The organism is Nocardia sp. NRRL S-836 (genome assembly GCF_001279525.1).
GTDB lineage: Bacteria > Actinomycetota > Actinomycetes > Mycobacteriales > Pseudonocardiaceae > Lentzea.
Window position 1 is genome coordinate 1 of the sequence record NZ_LGDY01000143.1, and the last position, 16,903, is coordinate 16,903.

The following is a 16,903-nucleotide window of genomic DNA, read 5'->3' on the forward strand; positions in this document are numbered from 1 at the left end:
GGCTGGTGGGGCTGGTGGGGCTGGGGGGGCTGGGAGCGAAACGAGCTGGGGTGGAGGCCAGCGGGTGGGCTGGGGTGGAGAGCAGCGGGCTGGGTCGAGGGCAGGGAGCCGGTGGGGGTTGAGAGCGAGACGGGCAGGGAGCGGAGGGAGCAGGCAGGGCGGATGCAGGGAGCGCAGCCAGCGGACAGTCCGGGGGCACCGCGCGGGGAGACGAGTGGGCGGGCCGGACCGAAGCAGCGAACTGACCTGGGCGGCACCGAGCGAGACAGCGGGTGAGCGGCCGAGGTTGACCTGGGTTGTGGGCAGGGCAGCACGGCGGTTGGGTCGAAAGCGCGGCGGCGAGCGTTAGGCACGGGCGGTCACCCCGTGGTCGGGTAGCTCGCCTGGAACGCCGTGGGCGGGAGTAAGCGCAGGACTGGGAAGCATGCCAGCGCGCGGCGGGGTGGCGAGGTGGAGGAAGGGGTCACGAGGACGGCCTTCCGTCGGTCACCGGGGCTGGGGTGGTTGGCCCAGCGGCGGTGGTTGCGCCGGCGACCGTGCGGACGGCCTTGGTCGCGGTGCCGGACTCGGCGCCGTTGGCGTCCGTGGCGGCGCTGGCATCCGCAGCGGCGTTGAGGTCCGTAGCGCCGTTGGCGTCCGTAGCGGCGCTGGCATCCGCAGCGGCGTTGGCGTCCGTGGCGGCGCTGGCATCCGCACCGACGTTGACGTCCGTGGCGGCGTTCACGTCCGTAGCGGTGCTGGCGTCCGTAGCGGTGCTGGCGTCCGTGGTGGCGCCGGTCTCGACGGTGCTGGCGTCCGCGGCGTCGTTGGCGTCGGGCGCGACGCCGTTTGCGGTGCTGGCGTCAGCGGTGGCGCCGGCGGCAGTGGCCGCGTCGGCGTCGGCGATGGCGGTTGCACCTGTGCCAGTGACGGTGGCTGACCCAGCGGCGGTGGTTGCGGCGGCCGTGGTGGTTGAGCCTGCGGCGGTCGCGGTGCTGGCACCAGCGCTTGCAACGGGGCCAGCGCCAGGGCTGGGGGCTGCGTCAGAAGCCGGGACAGCGCTGGAAACCGGGACGGCCACAGCGGCGGAAGCCAGAACGGCCGCGGAGGCGGAGGCGGGAGCGGCGCCGGAGAGGGCGGCGGCCACGGCTTCGGCGGTGCGGCGGCCGAAGCCGGGGACGGCGCTGATGTCGTCCACTGTGGCCTGTTTGAGTTTGCGGACGGAGCCGAAGTGCCGCAGGAGGGCGGCTTTGCGGGTTTCGCCGAGGCCGGGGACGTTGTCGAGCTCGGAGGCGATCATGCGCTTGGAGCGTTTTTGGCGGTGGTAGGCGATGGCGAAGCGGTGGGCCTCGTCGCGGACGCGTTGCAGGAGGTAGAGGGCGTCGCTGGTGCGCGGGAGGATGACCGGGTCGGGTTCGCCGGGGACCCAGACCTCCTCCAGGCGCTTGGCGAGGCCGACGATGGCCACGTCGTTGATGCCGAGCTCGGCGAGGACGTCGGCGGCTGCGGCGGCTTGGGGGGCGGCGCCGTCGACGACCAGGAGGTTGGGCGGGTAGGCGAACTTGCGGGGTTTGCCGGTGTCCGGGTCGATGCCGGGGTTGGGGCCGCCGTTGGCGGTCTCGCGGAGCATGGCCTGGAAGCGGCGGCGGACGACCTCCGCGATGGAGGCGACGTCGCCCTCGGTGGCGGCCTCGCGGATGGCGAAGCGGCGGTACTCGGACTTGCGGGCCAGGCCGTCCTCGAACACCACCAGGGACGCCACCACGTCGGTGCCCTGGACGTGGCTGATGTCGATGCACTCGATGCGCAGCGGCGCGGTGTCCAGCGCCAGGGCCTCCTGCAGTTCCTGCAACGCCGCCGAGCGCGCGGTCAGGTCGCCGGCGCGGCGGAGCTTGTGCTGGGCGAAGGCCTCGGAAGCGTTGCGCGCCACGGTTTCCAGCAGTGCGCGCTTGTCGCCGCGCTGGGGCACGCGCAGAGCTACCCGTGAGCCGCGCTGTTCGGAGAGCAGGTCCTCCAGGGCGGCGGCGTCGTCGGGCAGCACCGGGACGAGGACCTCGCGCGGGGTGCTTTCGGTGTTGTCGCCGTAGAACTGCATGATGAACTGGTCGACCAGCCCGGCGTCGTCGACGGCCTCCACCTTGTCCAGCACCCACCCGCGCTGGCCGCGGACCCGGCCGCCGCGCACGTGGAAGACCTGGACCGAGACCTCGAGCTCGTCCTGGGCGAACGCCATCACGTCGGCGTCCGTGCCGTCGCCGAGCACCACCGCCTGCTTCTCCATGGCGCGGCGCAGTGCGCCCAGGTCGTCGCGCAGCCGGGCCGCGCGTTCGAACTCCAGCTCCTCGGAGGCCTGCAGCATCTCGCGTTCGAGACGGCGGACCATGTGGTCGGTCTTGCCGGCCAGGAAGTCGCAGAAGTCCTCGACGATGTCGCGGTGCTCGTCGGCGGAGACCTTGCCCACGCACGGCGCCGAGCACTTGTCGATGTACCCGAGCAGGCAGGGGCGGCCGATCTGGCTGTGGCGCTTGAAAACGCCGGCCGAGCACGTACGCGCGGGGAACACGCGCAGCAGCAGGTCCAGGGTCTCGCGGATCGCCCACGCGTGCGCGAACGGCCCGAAGTAGCGCACGCCCTTCTTGCGGGGGCCGCGGTACACGTGCAGGCGCGGGTAGTCCTCGAACAGTGTGACGGCCAGCACCGGGTAGGACTTGTCGTCGCGGTACCGGACGTTGAACCGCGGGTCGAACTCCTTGATCCAGTTGTACTCCAGCTGCAGCGCCTCGACCTCGGTGGTCACGACGGTCCACTCGACGGAGGCCGCCGTGGTGACCATCTGGCGCGTGCGCGGGTGCAGCCCGGACAGGTCCGCGAAGTACGAGTTCAGCCTGCTGCGCAAGCTCTTCGCCTTGCCGACGTACACGACCCGGCCACCGGCGTCTCGGAACTTGTAGACGCCGGGAGCCTCGGGGATCGAGCCCGGAGAGGGGCGGTACGTCGAAGGATCTGCCACGTGACCCAGCCTAACGACGGGGTCTGACAAAAACGGAAAGGGTCAGGCCAGGACCACCTGGTCACCGTCGACGCGCACGTTGACGGCCCGCAGCCCGGACGTCGCCGGCCCCTTCCTCACCTTGCCGTCCGCGGCACCGAACTGGCTGCCGTGCGACGGGCACGTGATGGTGCCACCGGACGGTTCCGCGACCGTCGTCCCCTGGTGGGGGCACGTCGCGTCGAACGCCTTCACCTCGGTGGCCGACACGCGGGCGACGACGATCTTCTTGCCACCGGGGCCGTCCACGACGGCGCCGCCGCCCTCCGGCACGTCCGCCAGCGCGACCAGCGCGGCACCGGTCGTCCCCGCCGATCCGCTGGAGCCGGTGGAACCGGTGGAGCCCGTGGGGCCGCCCTGCGCCGGCGTGGAACCGGAACCCGTGGGACCAGAGCCCGTGGAACCGGACGAACCGCAGGCCACGAGCCCGCTGGGCACGGCGAGGGCAACCACGATTCCGCACAATGCAGCCCGCCTGCTGACTGGGCCTTCGGTGTTCACGACCGATCCTCCGTGGTGGTGGGTGTTCGGGGTCACACCACAGCATTACGCGGACCGGTCCGCAGGAGTTCAGGCCGGAGCCGGATGCACAGCAATTCCACAGGTCTCAGGCGAGCACCAGGTCATCGCCAGACACCGCGATGGGGACCTCGGTCAGCCCGGAGGTCGCAGGTCCTTTGCGGACCGCGCCCGTCTCCGGGTCGAAGGCACTCCCGTGCAGCGGGCAGGTCACGACCCCACCGGCCGGTGGGTTCACGAGGGAGCCCACGTGCGGGCACGAGGGGTTGAACGCGCGAAATTCACCTGATCGAGGCTGCACGACGAGGAGCTGGGCGTTGCCGGGCATGTCCACCAGCACGCCGCCGCCCTGCGGCACGGAGGCGGCCGCGGTCACGCGGTCACCCGATCGGGCGGTTCCGACACCGCCCGTCTTGCGAGGCGCAGGCTCGCCACACGCACCCAAAGCCACGACGAGCCCGCACAACAACACTGAACGACGGTCCACGGACGCCGATTATCGGCGCTGGTCCTCCGCGACCGCCGTCCGGGCCAGGGCGAGCACGGCGGTGAACGGCGGGAACCAGTGCCGCGAGTGCGACGGCGGGTTGGCCCACCGCAGCGATCCGTACCTGGTCATCGTGGGTGGCAGCGCGATCCGGTGCGGCGAGCGCACGAACTGCACCTCGGTCGGGGCCTTGAGGTGCGTCGGGAGCAACGCGACCAGCTCGGCCAGGAAGATCCAGTGCTCGCGCGGGCCGGGGATGACGGTGACCGGACCCGCGAGCATGCGCGACTTGAGGTCGGCCAGCACGCGCGACCCGATGCGCGCCGGCATGGCCAAGGCGGTGGTGGCGGGCCCGAGTGGCAGGAACACGCCCTGTTCGGTGACCTGCACCTGCCAGCCGAGCAACCGGTAGCCGGCCACGGCCTCCCCGATCATCCGGTCGTGTGCCCTGTTCTGTGGGACCCCGGCACTGCCCGTGCCGGTTTCCGCGGTCGTGAGGCTCATCGGCGGTCGTCCTCCCCTATGGGTGGGTCAGGCACTGGGTCACGGGGATCGGCCCGCGACCCGACGATGTGCAGCGTGCGTCGCAGTTCGCGTCAACACCACTCGCCCCGTGCATGGGCCTCATGCAGCGGACGTATGAAGCTCATCCGCCAGGCGGGGGTACCTGGAGCGCGACACGCCAATTCATTACGTCTTATGCATGAGATGGATGGACTGACGATCACGTCTCCGTACACTTGGGAATCGCTCAGTGACGGGGGCGATGCCGATGGATGCCGCAAGACCCAGGTCCAGGCGCGCTTGCCCGTGTGGGGCGTTCATCGCCGCAGACAACACCGACCGGTTGTGTCACCGGTGCCGCCGCAACGCTCGTTCCGGCGTGCACGGCCCGCCCGTGGTCCCCGACGACTTCTGGGACCACCCCGCGGTCGCGGCCGCCTGCACCGACCGCGACATGGGTGCGCTGATCTCCGCGTACCGCCACCACCCGCACCACCTCAGCCGGGTGTCCCAGGACCGCATGGCGGCGTGGCTCGGCATCAGCCAGGCGCAGCTCTCGCGGTACGAGTCGGGTGAGAACCCGATCGACCGCCTCGACCGCCTGCGCCACTTCGCGCTCGTGCTCGGCGTGCCGGGCGAGCGGCTGTGGTTCGACCGGGTCGTCATCCCAGCTCAGGTGGGCTCACCCGAAACGGGCCCGCCGGATGTGCTCGCCGCCCCGTGGGAGGCGACGAGCATTGCCCGTTCGGTCGAGGAGACGGCGAGGAGCGACTTGGCGATCAGCAGACGAGCGGCGCTCACGGGAGCGGCCGCGGTGACGGTGGGGTCCGCACTGGTCGAGCCGTTGCAGCGCTGGCTGCACCCGCTGCAGAACCTGTCGCGGTGGTCGTCGCACTCGGCGATCAGCGAGGAGGAGCTGGCCGCGTTGCAACGCGTCGCGGACGGCCTGCGCGGCTGGGGCGGCCGGGGCGGCTACGGGCTGGCCCGCAAGGCCGTCCTCGGTCAGCTCGACGAACTGGCCGAACGCCTCCAGCGCGCCCCCGCGGGTCCCACGACGGAACGCGCGTTCTTCATCGGCGCGGAGCTGTCGAAGGTGGCCGCGAGCATGTCGTTCGACGCGGGGCTGCACAACGCCGCCCAGCGCTACTACGTGCTCGCCGTCCGCATGGCCAAGGCCGGCCACAACGACGGTTTCGCCGCGTTGTGCCTGGCGGCGATGGCCCGGCAGATGTTCGACCTGGGCCGCCCGGAGGACGGCCTGGAGCTCGTCCAGCTCGGCCAGTACGGCACCCGCCGCACCGGCACGCCGACGCTGAAGGCCCTGCTGCTCACGCGGGAGGCCTGGGCCTACGCCCAAATGGGCAAGGTCCGCGAGTTCCACCAGGCCGTCGGCATGGCGCAGGACACGTTCGCGCAGCGCGACTCCGGCCACGAGCCGGGGTACCTGCACAGCTTCGACGAGGCCGAGCTGGAGGGCGTCATCGGCGCCCGCTGCCGCGACCTCGCGATGCACGACCCCGCTCAGGCCGTGTACGCCGAACAGCACATCCGGCGCGCATTGGAACTGAGGGACCCCTCGAAGGTGCGCAACCGCGCCTTCGACGTAATCGGACTGGCGCGCACCAAGATGGTCGCGGGAGACCCGGAGGCGGCGTGCGGGTTGATCAACGAGGTCCTGCCGACGGCGGCGAAGCTCTCCTCGGGCCGGGTGCTGCGCAAACTGGAGGACTTCGCGAAGGAGGCGGCACGGCACCGCCACATCCCCGCCGTGCAGGACACCCGCGACGCGATCAGGGCGATACGGACAGCCTGATGCGAGTCGGCATCACCGGGCACAGCAACCTGGTCCCCGAGTGCGTCCCGGCCGTCCGGGCGGCGCTGGCCTCGGTGCTGGAAGGCTTAGGCCGCCCCCTGGTCGGCGTCACGTGCCTCGCGCCGGGCGCCGACCAGGTGTTCGCACGCGCCGTGCTGGACCTGGGCGGGCAGGTGGAGGTCGTGCTGCCCGCCCTCGACTACCGCGACCGCCTCAAACCGCACCAGGTCGCCGAGTACGACGAGCTGCGCGCGGCCGCGACCGTCGTCAGCGTGCTCCCGCACATGACGTCCGGGCGCCTGGCCTACGTGGCCGCCAACGAAAGGATGCTCGCCTCCGTCGAGCTGCTCGTGGCGGTGTGGGACGGGGTGCCCGCGCAGGGCAAGGGCGGGACGGCGGACGTGGTGGAGCAGGCGCGGGCATCCGGGGTGCCGATCGAGGTCGTCTGGCCTGTGGAGGCGCGGCGGAAGTCGTGAGGGCGGGCTTGCGCGGGGGTCCCCCTTGGTGGTGGGTCCCCCGCTGCCCAACTTACTCGGGAGGTACGACGGTTTCGGTGCGCTCGGCGGAGGGCTCGACAGCGGCGAGGTGAACGGCGGAGGGCTCGACGGCGGCGGGCTCCGCGGCGGCGGGTTCAAGTCGGCGGGCTTCGCCAGCGGCGGGTTCAAGTCGGCGGGCTCCGGCTCCGCAGCGGCGGGCTTCGACGGCGCCGGGTTCAACGGCGGCAAGGGTGCCGGGGTTCGTGAGCGCGGGCTCGCGCAAGGGTCCCCTGCGGTGCTGGGTCCCCCGCGATTCAACCTACTTGGCAGGTACGACAGTTTGGCGGGCTCAACGGCGGCAAGGGTGCCGGAGTTCGTGAGCGCGGGCTCGCGCAAGGGTCCCCTGCGGTGTCGGGTCCCCCGCGATCCAACGTACTCAGCGGGTACGACAGTTTGGCGGGCTCAACGGCGGCCTGGTCAAGTCCGTTCGACGGCGGCAGACCCGCCGGGCGCCGTGAGTGCAGGCTCGCGCAGGGGTCCCCTGTGGTGCCGGGTCCCCCGCGACCCAACCTACTTGGCAGGTACGACAGTTTTGGCGGGCTCGACGGCGGTGGGCGCAACGGCGACCAGCCGGCGACGGCGGGCATACCGGCAGCGGGCACAACGGCAGCTGGCTCACCAACAACGGCCCACGGGGCGGGCCACCGTGCGGAGCGAGCCGAGCCGACCGAACCATGCGAAGCAAGCCGCGCCGAGCGAGCCGCGCGAAGCGAGCCGCGCGAAGCGAGCCGCGCGAAGCGAGCCGCGCGAAGCGAGCCGCGCGAAGCGAGCCGCGCGAAGCGAGCCGCGCGAAGCGAGCCGCGCGAAGCGAGCCGCGCGAAGCGAGCCGCGCGAAGCGAGCCGCGCGAAGCGAGCCGCGCGAAGCGAGCCGCACTGCGCCGCGCCATGCGGAGCGGAGCGGACCGAGCGAGCCGCGCCGAGCGGACCGAGCGGAGTGGCGTTACGCCACTTGAGGGAAGTTCGTCGGCAACCGGACCAACTCGGCCCGCAGCCCTACCCACACCCACCCTCGTTGATCACGCTTCCGGGACATGGCAGCCGATCCGTTCGCCCGCTTGGCCGACCGCCAGCACTCCCTGCGAACAGCCCTGCGCACGCTCCAGGCGACCCACCCCGGCAGCCCCGACTTCCCCGCTCTCCTCGCCGACACCGACCGGGAGGTCAACGCCGTCGTGCAGGCCCGCCGGGACGTGGAGGCGGCGCGGCTGACCGTCCCGAACCGGACCATCGCCGCCGTCACGGCCGTCGCCGCGCTGGTTGTCGTGATCGGCTGGTTCGACCCGTGGTCGCTGGTGTCCGTCGTGCTCGCGATGGCGGTGGCCGCCGCGGTTCTGGTCGACCCCGCCGGCAGCAGGTTGTGGGAGCCGCGTGCGCGTACGGTCGCCGTCACCGCCACCCTTGTCGCCGTTCTGCTCACCCCGCTGGTCAGTGGCTGGGCTGCGCTGGCCGCGGGTGCGGGTGGTGCGTGGTGGGCGTGGAGGACGCTGCGGTGAACATCGACCCGGTCAAGGCGGTCGACGACAAGGTCGAGCGGCTCAAGAAGGACCTCAACGTCCTCACCGCGCGGCTCGACGACGTGGAAACCACTGGGGCGCAACAACAGCTCAGCGCCACGAACCAGGTGCGCGACGCCAACCGCAGGCTCACCAAGACCAACGAGCGGGTCACCGAGCTCGCGGAGAGCGTGCACCGGCTGGAGCGGCTGCTGGTGGCGCTCAACCGCAAGGTGCGTGCCGGGGAGACGCAGAAGGCCGACTTCGACGACTGGCCGGAGATCGGCGAGTCGCTCATCGCCACGATCCTCGCGGGCCAGGAAGCTTACGCGCGCAAGGCTTCCACGCCGCAGGAGGCGCAGCAGACGCGCGAGGTGATCGCCAGGTACGACGCCAGGCTCGCCGAAGCGATCGACGCCGCCGAAGGGCTCACGAACCTGCCGGCGAACGCGGAGTCGTTGTGGCGCAGGAAGTACGCGAGCTGGCAGGCGTTCACCAGGCTCGGGCAGCGGCCGCAGGCGCCGGACGACGACGCGCACGCCAAAGACGCCTCGGCCAAGACGCAAGGCAACGAGGCGGTGGCGCAGGCGCGCAGGCAGATCCGCGCACGCATCGAGGACGCGGTCGCGCGCGATCTGCTGTTCCCCGCCTGGTTCGAGAACGTGCTGGGGCCCGCCGCGCCACCGGGACGGGCGGACGATTGGCTTTATACGGCAACGGATGTGGTGCTGTACCGGCTGTTGCACGGCGTCGACAGCCCCGCGGACGCGCTCGGTCCGGCGCCCCGGGAACAGGGGCACCGCAGGACCTTGCACGAACGTCTGGTCGTCGAGTGCGCGGAGTACCGCAAGGCGTGACCGGATCACCGGACAGGGCGCCTCTGTCCAGTGAAACGGTGAAACGGTCACACGGTCACGCCGTCAGCTCAGGCCAGTTCGAGGCTGAACCGCTGCTGCACGTCGTCCACCGCGAGCACCTTCACCTGCACGGAGGAACCGACCTCGGCCTGCCGGCCGTGCAGGAGTCCGTGTGCCCCGGCGGGGTGCTCGACGAACGAGCCGAACGGGACGGTCGAGACGACCTTCCCGGAGAAGACATCACCAACGTTGGGAAGCATTGCGCATCACCTCCTCCCCCCTGCGCTGATCCCCGGAGAAATCGGAGAACGCGCGGGGCTGGAGGGGCCCTGATCAAGTCAGGGCCGGGCAACCGTTCCGCTCACGGCACAAGGCCGACCCGGCAGTCATACCGCGAACCTTAGCCACCCCGGGCCGTTGTCCGCAATGGAACTTAGACTCCGTCCCATGCTGGAGACGTCCGCGCGGCTGCTGAAACTGCTCTCGCTGCTGCAGGTGCGGCGGGACTGGACGGGCCCGGAGCTCGCCGGGCGGCTCAGCGTGGACGTGCGCACGATCCGGCGGGACGTGGACAAGCTGCGCAGCCTCGGTTATCCGGTCACGTCGCTGCCGGGGGCCACCGGCGGGTACCGGCTCGGGGCCGGTGCCGAGCTGCCGCCGCTGCTGCTGGACGACGACGAGGCGGTGGCCGTGGCGGTCGGGTTGCGGACCGCGGCGAACGGCACGGTCGCGGGCATCGAGGAGACGTCGGTGCGCGCGCTCACCAAGCTGGAGCAGGTCCTGCCGAGCCGGTTGCGCCGCAGGGTCCAGGCGCTGCAGGCGCACACCACACCGCTGGTGGTGGTCGGCCCGACGGTCGGCGCGGAGACGCTCACGGTCATCGCGGCCGCGTGCCGCGACCACCAGCAGCTCCGGTTCACCTATGCCGCGAGCCGGGGCGAGCCCGCGCGGCGGCTCGTCGAACCGCAGGGGCTCGTGCACACCGGCCGCCGGTGGTACCTGGTCGCGTGGGACGTGTCCAAACAGGACTGGCGGACGTTCCGCGTCGACCGGATCACGACCGAGCCCACGCCCGCCGCCAGGTTCACGCCGCGCGAGCCACCGGCGCAGGAGCTCGGCGAGTTCGTCTCCCGCCAGGTGGCGTCGAGCGTCTACACCTACCAGGCCGTGCTGACGGTCCACGCACCCGCGCGGGCGGTCGCCGAACGCTCCTCCCCCACGTCGGTGTCGGTCGAAGCGGTCGACGACGACACGTGCCTGGTGCGCACGGGCGCCGAGTCGCTCGACCGGATGGTGTTCTACCTGCTGTACCTGGGCTTCGAGTTCGAGGTGCACGAACCGCCGGAGCTCAGGGCGCACCTCGCGACGCTCGTGGACCGCATGCGCAACGCGATTAGAGTGCAGGGGTGACCGTCGACGTCGCCACCGACTTCGCCACCGCGGCGGACCCGTTCCGCCGCGAGCTGCTCGCGCACTGCTACCGGATGCTCGGCTCGCTGCACGACGCCGAGGACGTGCTGCAGGAGACCTACCTGCGGGCGTGGAAGGCGTACGGGCGGTTCGAGGGCCGGTCGTCGGTGCGCACCTGGCTGTACCGGATCGCCACGAACACGTGCCTCACCGCGCTCGACGGACGCAGCCGCAGGCCGTTGCCGGCCGGGCTCTCCGGGCAGAGCGCGACGCGGGAGGACCCGCTCACCGAGGACCACGAGGTGCCGTGGCTGGAGCCGTTCCCGACCGACCCGGCGGTGATCGTGGCGGAACGGGAGCGCACGCGGCTCGCGTTCGTCGCGGCGCTGCAGCACCTGCCGCCCCGGCAACGCGCGGTGCTGGTCCTGCGCGACGTCCTCCGGCTCACGGCCGCGGAGACCGCCGACGAGCTGGACATGACCGTCGCGGCCGTCAACAGCGCGCTGCAACGCGCCCACGCGCAGCTCAAGGACCTCAGCGAGGACCAGGTCACCGAGCCGGAGGACGCGAAGGAGCTGCTCGACCGCTGGGTGAGGGCGTTCGTGGCCAAGGACGTCCCGGCGATCGTCGCGATGTTCAGCGAGGACGTCGTCTGGGAGATGCCGCCGTACCCGCAGTGGTACCGGGGGCCGGACATGGTCGCGTGGCACCTCACGAACCAATGCCCCGCCGTCCCGGACAGGGCGCGCATGATCGCGGTGGAGGCGAACGGCCAGCCCGCCTACGGGCTGTACCTCGAAGACGAGGACGGCGTGCCACGGCCGTTCAACCTCCAGGTGCTCACGGTGGTGAACGGCCGGATCACGCGCGTCTCGTCGTTCTTCGACCTCAGTCTGTTCCCGCGGTTCGGGCTGCCTTCGACCGCATGAGCTCCGAGCGGTCCAGCGGCCGGTTCACGACCCGCAGGTCGCCGAGCCAGCCGTGCAACGACTTCTCGACGACCCCGTTGTAGGCGTAGGCGCCGACGAGCCACGGGTCACCGATGGCCGAGATGCCGCGCGCGGGCGTCGAGGGATTGCGCAGCAGGGGTGAGCCGTCGACGTACAGGGTGGTGTGCACGCCGTCGTTGACCACAGCGATGTGCCACCACGTCTCGTAGTCCATCTCGTGGCCCCAGTTCGTGGAGGTGCCGGGCTGGTTGCGCGGGAACACCGCCCACTGCAGCTGGCCGCCGCCGGCGACGTTCAGCGTGGCGATCGGCTCGCCGGGGTCGTCACCGGTCTTGCCCGCGGCCGAACCGGGTGAGAGCTTGGTGAACAGCCCGCACCACGGGTGGTCGAAACCCGCGGGCAGCTTGAGGAACAGCTCGACGGTGTAGCCGCGCTCGAACGTCTGCCGGTTGATCGGCGCCGAGTCCACCGTGGACAGGTAGCCGTTCTTGTCGAAGAACAACGAGCGGTGCGACGGCGCGAACCGGTGGTGGTCGTCGGAGGCGGTCAGCAGACCGGTCTGCCGCAGGTCGTTCCCGTTGCCGGACAGGTCCTCCAGGCCTTCGCCGAGCCGCCAGTACGCGACCGTGCCGCGCACCAGGACGTCGCGGGCCGGCTGCGGCGCGGGCAGCACCGGCGGGTCGAACCGGGCGAAGCGCTGCTCGAAGTCGATCGGCACGCTGAACCGGTCGGCCGGGCCGGTCAGCTCGATCTCCCTGCGCTCCAACGGGTTCAGCGCCCTCTTGCCGAGCAGCCACGGCGACAGCGTGCGCACGTCGATGGTGTTGCGGTCCAGGTCGAAGTGGTAGAGCCGGATCATCGCGCCGCCGCCGTAGTAGCGGTCCTGGTAGTTCGTGATGTGCACGTGCACGTCGTTGCCCGCGGTGTTCCGCATCGTCGCGCGGGCCGGCGGCCAGAAGTGGCCGTTCAGCGTGAGGAAGACCTGGTCGTTGTCCTTGATCAGCTCGTCCCAGAGCCTGCGGCCGTAGCCGGACATCACCGCGGTGCCGTCACCGCCGTCCTGGGCCAGCTCGTGCGTGGTGAGGATCACCGGCAGCTTCGGGTGCTGCTTCAGCACCGACCGCGCCCACTCGAAGCCCCGGGCGGACATGCGCCAGTCCAGCGCCAGCACCAGCCAGTCCTTCCCGGCCGCGCGGAACACGTGGCAGGTGTTGTAGCCGTCGGCGCTGGCACCGCGGAACGTCGGCGAGTGCCGGAACCGCTGCGGCCCGAACCGGTCCAGGTACGGCGTGCGGCCGCGCTGGTCGTCCACGCGCGAGTCGGGCACGTCGTGGTTGCCCGCGAGCACGCTGTAGCCGACCCGCCGCCGGTCGAGCACCTCGAACCGCTCGCTGATGTCGTCGATCTCGCTCTTCCGCGCGTTCTCGACGAGGTCGCCGAGGTGGCTGGTGAAGACGATGTTCTCGGACCGCTGGTGGTCGAGCAGGTACTGCAGCGTGGCCTTCAACGGCGCGGAGTCGCCGCGGTCGGCGTCGAACAGGTACTGGGTGTCCGGGATCACCGCGAGCGTGAACCGGCGGGCCTCCGGGTCGGGCCGCCCGCCGACAACGTTGTCCGCGACCGCGGAACCGGGTGTGACCAGGGCGGCAGCGGCGGCGGACGCGCCGGTGCCGATCAGGAACGTGCGGCGGGACGAGGTCATGGCGCGGACTGTAGGTGTGCTTCCCCAACGCCAGGCGAACGCCGGGCGAACCCTGCCCAGCACGCCGATTTCCGCGTCGCAGAAGCGACGCGGGGAGCTTTCGCATGCTCCTGTCGTACGGGAAGGCCCCGCGTGTGTGGATAGCATCGCGGACCATGGGCTGGGGGATCGTGGTCGCCGGGGTGGTCGTCGCGCTGGGTGGGCTGCTGCAGGGGTTGATCGGGTTCGGGCTGGCGCTCGTGGCGGTGCCGCTGATCGCGTTGCTCGACCCGGCGTTGTTACCGGTGCCGGTGCTGATGGTCGCCGCCGCGCACGCGTCGATGGCGCTCGCACGGGAGTTCGGCCACGTCGACTGGCGCGGGGTGGGCTGGGCGATGCTCGGCCGGCTGCCGGGCACGGTGGTGGGCGTGCTGGTCGTCGACGCACTCGACCCGAAGGGGTTCGGACTGGTGGTCGGCGGGTCGGTGCTGGCGTGCGTGCTGCTGTCGATCAGCACCTGGCGGCCGGTGCCGAGACCGGGATCGCTGGTCACCGCCGGGTTCGCGAGCGGGTCGTTCGGCACGGCGACGTCGGTGGGCGGCCCGATGGTGGCGCTGCTCTACCAGAACCAGGCGGGCCCGCAGGTCAGGGCGACGCTGGCGGCGTTCTTCGTGCTCGGCTCCGGTGCCTCCATCATCGCGCTGAGCGGCGCCGGGCAGGTCAGCGCGCACCAGCTGTGGGCGGGCGTGGCCCTGATCCCGTTCCTCGTCGCCGGGTTCCTGCTGTCCGGGCCGCTGCGCAAGCGGGTCGACGCGGGCGGGATCCGCGCGCCGATGCTGGTCGTCGCCGGGCTGAGCTCGGTGGTGCTGATCGTGCGGAGCGTGCTGTCGTGATCTGGTTTGCGGCCGCGACGGCGGTCTTCCTGTACTTCACCCGGCCCGCGTGGGTCACGTTCGTCCTCGCCGGGCTCGCGACGATCACGGTGCAGCCCCTCGGACCGGACTGGATCGGCGCGACCTCCGGCGGGCTGGCCCCCGACCTGGCCTCGCCGCGGCTGGTGATCGCCGCCGGGCTCGTGGCGTGGGCGGTCCGGCACAAGAGCTGGCGGATGGGTGCCGCCGCGGTCGTGTTCGGCGGGCTCGTGCTCTGCACCGACCGCGTGTTCGTCCCGACGCTGCTGCTCTTCACCGCCGCCGCGCTCGCCGCGGCCCCGCGCAGGCCGCTCTGGTCCGGCGGCATCGTGGTCCTCGCGGCCGCGGCCGGGCTGGCCTTCCTCGGCGTCATCCCCGGTGGCACGGTCATCACGGCACTGCCGGGCGTCGTCTGGATCGCGTTCGGCGTCGCCGTGCTGCTGGTCGCGGTGGCACCCAGACCGGCGTGGGTCGCACTCCTGCTCGCCGGGTTCGGCGCGCTGGCCGCGCACACGGTGACGCTCACCCCGAGGTTCCTCATCGACGCGTGCGCCGCGCCAGGAGCCGTGTGCGGAACCGCGCCCGGCTGGTACAGCGCCGAGGAACGCACAGCCCAGGTCACGATCGGCAGCTACGCCGACATCGGGGCCCTCGGCCGCGACCACGCCTACTGGGACACCTGGTGGTCCTTCACACCGGTGTGGTTCGTCGTGGCCGCCGTGCTCGTGTGGGCGCTGCGGCGGCGCAGCTGGCGGGTCGCCGTCGCGGGCGTGGCGTTCGGTGCCGTGCTCTGGGCGATGCCGGAGAACGCGGCCATCACGATGTTCGCCGCGGCCGCCGCGGCGCTCGGGCCGCGCAGGGACCCGTTCTACCTCGCGGGCATCGGGGTGCTGGCGCTCGCGCTGGCCGACCGGCACGGCCCGTGGACGCTGGTCGTCACGATCGTCGCGATCGCGGTCGGCCTCGCGCTGGGCATCTGGGCCTATCTGAGCAAGAACGGCCTCAACGGGGCCATCGCCGTGGTCGCTCTGGCGGTGGCCCCGCTGACGCCGTTGTTCACCGCGGGGGTGTTGCTGGCAGCGCCCGTGCTCAGAAGGGCTGCACGTTGGGGTGGTACACCGACCCGTTCACCGGCGCGGTGAGGTCGACCAGGTACCTGGTCACCGCCGCGTCGGCACCCGCCGAGTCACCCAGGATGCAGTGACCGAACGCGTCGACGCTGATCAGCCGCGCGTTGCCGAGCTCGCGCGCCATGCGGCGGGCGAACTCGTACTGCGTGGCCGGGTCGTAGTAGTTGCCGACCACGACGACGGGGTTCTTGGTCTTGCGGTTCCACGGGCCGATCCAGCGGTCCGGGTTGCGCGTCGGCCACGTCGGGCAGGTCAGCGCGTCCGAGGCGGCCTGGTAGCGGCCGAACGTGGGCGACTCCTTCTCCCACCTGCTGGCCGTGCTCGCCCAGTTGCGGGTCGTCTTGGCGAACGGCTTGTCGATGCAGTTGACCGCGTAGTACGAGTCGTCGCTCGTGTACGGGGTCTCCGGCAGGACGCGCACGTCGGCGAGGCCGCCGTTGTTGTTCTGCACCGGAACGTCCACAACGGACTGAACGGCGAGCGGCTGCTCGGCGGCCGTCGCCGCGGCCGGGTGCTGCGCCGCGTGGATCGACTGCAGCCACGCGGCGAGCGCCTTGAACGTGGCCGGGTTGTACAGGTTGCTGGAGGTGCGGCCGACGACGTCGGTCAGCGTCACCTGCGTGCCGTCCGGCAGCGTCGTCGGGCCCTTGCGCAGGGTCTCGCGGAGCGCGTCGAACTTCTTGCGCGCGTCACCGGCGAACGCGCACTTGGCGGCGCCTTCGACGTCGCAGCGCTTGAGGAACGCGTCGAGCGCGATCTCGAAGCCCTTGGCGCGCTGGCGGTCGTACTCGGCGCCGTTGGTCAGGCGCAGCTGCGGGTCGACGTTGCCGTCGAGCACGAGGGCACGCGACTTCTGCGGGAAGATGTTCGCGTAGGTCGCGCCGAGCAGCGTGCCGTAGGAGAAGCCGACGTAGGTCAGCTGCCTGTCGCCGACGGCCTCGCGCAGCACGTCGAGGTCGCGGGCGACGGCCTCGGTCGACATGTGGTTGAGCAGCGGACCGGCGTTGATCTTGCAGTAGTCGGTGTAGACCTTGGACTGGCGGATCGAGCTGGCGATCTCCTCCTTGGTGATCGGCAGGGCGTACCAGCCGTCGTTGACCGCGTCGGCCTCCTCCTGGGTGCGGAAGCAGCGCAGCGGGGCGCTGCGGCCGACACCGCGCGGGTCGAAGCCGATGAGGTCGAACTTCTCGAGGACCTCCGGCGTGAAGAAGCTCGCGCCGAACGCGCCGTAGATCAGGCCGGCGCCACCGGGGCCACCGGGGTTGATGAACAGCGAACCGATCTTCTTGGCCGGGTCGGTCGCCGGCCGCTTCATCATGATGATGCCCGTCGTGTCACCGCGCGGACGCGAGTGGTCGACGGGCACCTCCTGGACGGCACAGCTGACCCTGGTGCGCTCGGCAGCCGGGATCGAAGCGAGCACGTCCGCCGCGCACGGCCCCCAGGCGGCGGGTCTGACTGCTGCGGCTTCGGCCTGGGCGGAGGCGGTCCCCGCGCCCAGGCCGGAAACGATGGTGCCGAGCACGAGCGCGGAGGCCAGCGCCGCGCGCGAGACACGCACTGATGCGGGAGAAGACGTCACCG

The 16,903-nt window shown here is 71.7% G+C and carries 14 protein-coding genes and 1 pseudogene; 8 read left to right on the plus strand and 7 right to left on the minus strand.

The window, feature by feature from the left end; all coding sequences use genetic code 11:
• Positions 1-919 precede the first annotated feature (919 nt).
• The 4 genes and pseudogenes from uvrC to ADL03_RS39345 all read right to left on the minus strand — a co-directional run.
• Positions 920-2,989: pseudogene (gene uvrC / locus ADL03_RS39330) on the minus strand (excinuclease ABC subunit UvrC); the annotation flags it as partial.
• Between the two features lie 42 nt (positions 2,990-3,031).
• Positions 3,032-3,481, minus strand: coding sequence for a Rieske (2Fe-2S) protein (locus ADL03_RS50590; RefSeq protein ID WP_063798859.1), 450 nt, complete (start codon positions 3,479-3,481; stop codon positions 3,032-3,034).
• Positions 3,482-3,635: 154 nt separating this feature from the next.
• A complete protein-coding gene (locus ADL03_RS39340; RefSeq protein ID WP_231642806.1) occupies positions 3,636-3,923 on the minus strand; it encodes a Rieske (2Fe-2S) protein in 288 nt (95 codons plus the stop codon).
• A gap of 120 nt (positions 3,924-4,043) precedes the next feature.
• Entirely contained in the window at positions 4,044-4,538 is a 495-nt protein-coding gene (locus ADL03_RS39345; protein WP_053738744.1) for a hypothetical protein, read from the minus strand.
• Between the two features lie 379 nt (positions 4,539-4,917).
• Here ADL03_RS39345 and ADL03_RS39350 point away from each other — a divergent pair, with 379 nt between their 5' ends.
• The 4 genes from ADL03_RS39350 to ADL03_RS49030 all read left to right on the plus strand — a co-directional run bounded on the left by ADL03_RS39350 (position 4,918) and on the right by ADL03_RS49030 (position 9,237).
• A complete protein-coding gene (locus tag ADL03_RS39350) occupies positions 4,918-6,351 on the plus strand; it encodes a helix-turn-helix domain-containing protein (RefSeq protein ID WP_197289049.1) in 1,434 nt (477 codons plus the stop codon).
• Positions 6,351-6,827, plus strand: a complete 477-nt coding sequence (locus ADL03_RS39355; protein ID WP_053738746.1) for a hypothetical protein — start codon at positions 6,351-6,353, stop codon at positions 6,825-6,827. The genes ADL03_RS39350 and ADL03_RS39355 overlap by 1 nt, the downstream gene beginning before the upstream one ends.
• A gap of 1,091 nt (positions 6,828-7,918) precedes the next feature.
• Positions 7,919-8,380: a hypothetical protein gene (locus tag ADL03_RS39360; protein WP_053738747.1), complete on the plus strand. Its 462-nt coding sequence runs from the start codon at positions 7,919-7,921 to the stop codon at positions 8,378-8,380.
• Positions 8,362-9,237 carry a hypothetical protein gene (locus tag ADL03_RS49030; protein ID WP_197289050.1) on the plus strand — a complete coding sequence of 292 codons (876 nt, stop codon included), beginning with the start codon at positions 8,362-8,364 and terminating at the stop codon, positions 9,235-9,237. The genes ADL03_RS39360 and ADL03_RS49030 overlap by 19 nt, the downstream gene beginning before the upstream one ends.
• A gap of 68 nt (positions 9,238-9,305) precedes the next feature.
• Here ADL03_RS49030 and ADL03_RS39370 read toward each other — a convergent pair whose 3' ends face one another.
• Positions 9,306-9,497, minus strand: coding sequence for a S1 RNA-binding domain-containing protein (locus ADL03_RS39370; protein WP_053738748.1), 192 nt, complete (start codon positions 9,495-9,497; stop codon positions 9,306-9,308).
• Between the two features lie 187 nt (positions 9,498-9,684).
• Between ADL03_RS39370 and ADL03_RS39375 the strand changes: the two genes are divergently transcribed.
• Complete coding sequence (locus tag ADL03_RS39375) at positions 9,685-10,647, plus strand: YafY family protein (protein WP_053738749.1); 963 nt, start codon at positions 9,685-9,687, stop codon at positions 10,645-10,647.
• Complete coding sequence (locus ADL03_RS39380; RefSeq protein WP_053738750.1) at positions 10,644-11,576, plus strand: sigma-70 family RNA polymerase sigma factor; 933 nt, start codon at positions 10,644-10,646, stop codon at positions 11,574-11,576. The genes ADL03_RS39375 and ADL03_RS39380 overlap by 4 nt, the downstream gene beginning before the upstream one ends.
• Here the strand turns inward: ADL03_RS39380 and ADL03_RS39385 are convergent.
• Positions 11,536-13,299, minus strand: coding sequence for a LamG-like jellyroll fold domain-containing protein (locus tag ADL03_RS39385; RefSeq protein WP_053738751.1), 1,764 nt, complete (start codon positions 13,297-13,299; stop codon positions 11,536-11,538). The two genes, ADL03_RS39380 and ADL03_RS39385, sit on opposite strands and share 41 nt — an antisense overlap.
• A gap of 155 nt (positions 13,300-13,454) precedes the next feature.
• On the opposite strand from ADL03_RS39385, the gene ADL03_RS39390 reads away from it, so the two are divergent.
• Both ADL03_RS39390 and ADL03_RS39395 read left to right on the plus strand, forming a co-directional pair.
• Positions 13,455-14,171, plus strand: a complete 717-nt coding sequence (locus ADL03_RS39390; protein ID WP_157529675.1) for a sulfite exporter TauE/SafE family protein — start codon at positions 13,455-13,457, stop codon at positions 14,169-14,171.
• Positions 14,168-15,331, plus strand: coding sequence for a hypothetical protein (locus tag ADL03_RS39395; protein ID WP_053738752.1), 1,164 nt, complete (start codon positions 14,168-14,170; stop codon positions 15,329-15,331). The genes ADL03_RS39390 and ADL03_RS39395 overlap by 4 nt, the downstream gene beginning before the upstream one ends.
• Here the strand turns inward: ADL03_RS39395 and ADL03_RS39400 are convergent.
• The gene (locus ADL03_RS39400; RefSeq protein ID WP_197289051.1) at positions 15,279-16,880 is read right to left on the minus strand and encodes an alpha/beta hydrolase; all 1,602 of its coding nucleotides are present in this window, start codon (positions 16,878-16,880) and stop codon (positions 15,279-15,281) included. The genes ADL03_RS39395 and ADL03_RS39400 overlap by 53 nt on opposite strands.
• Between the last annotated feature and the right edge of the window lie 23 nt (positions 16,881-16,903).

Excerpts from the sequence above, each read along its gene's own strand:
- ADL03_RS39355 (WP_053738746.1), top strand. The coding sequence starts at position 6,351 with ATGCGAGTCGGCATCACCGGGCACAGCAACCTGGTCCCCGAGTGCGTC.
- ADL03_RS39360 (WP_053738747.1), top strand. The coding sequence starts at position 7,919 with ATGGCAGCCGATCCGTTCGCCCGCTTGGCCGACCGCCAGCACTCCCTG.
- ADL03_RS39345 (WP_053738744.1), bottom strand. The coding sequence starts at position 4,538 with ATGAGCCTCACGACCGCGGAAACCGGCACGGGCAGTGCCGGGGTCCCA.
- ADL03_RS39370 (WP_053738748.1), bottom strand. The coding sequence starts at position 9,497 with ATGCTTCCCAACGTTGGTGATGTCTTCTCCGGGAAGGTCGTCTCGACC.
- ADL03_RS39375 (WP_053738749.1), top strand. The coding sequence starts at position 9,685 with ATGCTGGAGACGTCCGCGCGGCTGCTGAAACTGCTCTCGCTGCTGCAG.
- ADL03_RS39385 (WP_053738751.1), bottom strand. The coding sequence starts at position 13,299 with ATGACCTCGTCCCGCCGCACGTTCCTGATCGGCACCGGCGCGTCCGCC.
- ADL03_RS39390 (WP_157529675.1), top strand. The coding sequence starts at position 13,455 with ATGGGCTGGGGGATCGTGGTCGCCGGGGTGGTCGTCGCGCTGGGTGGG.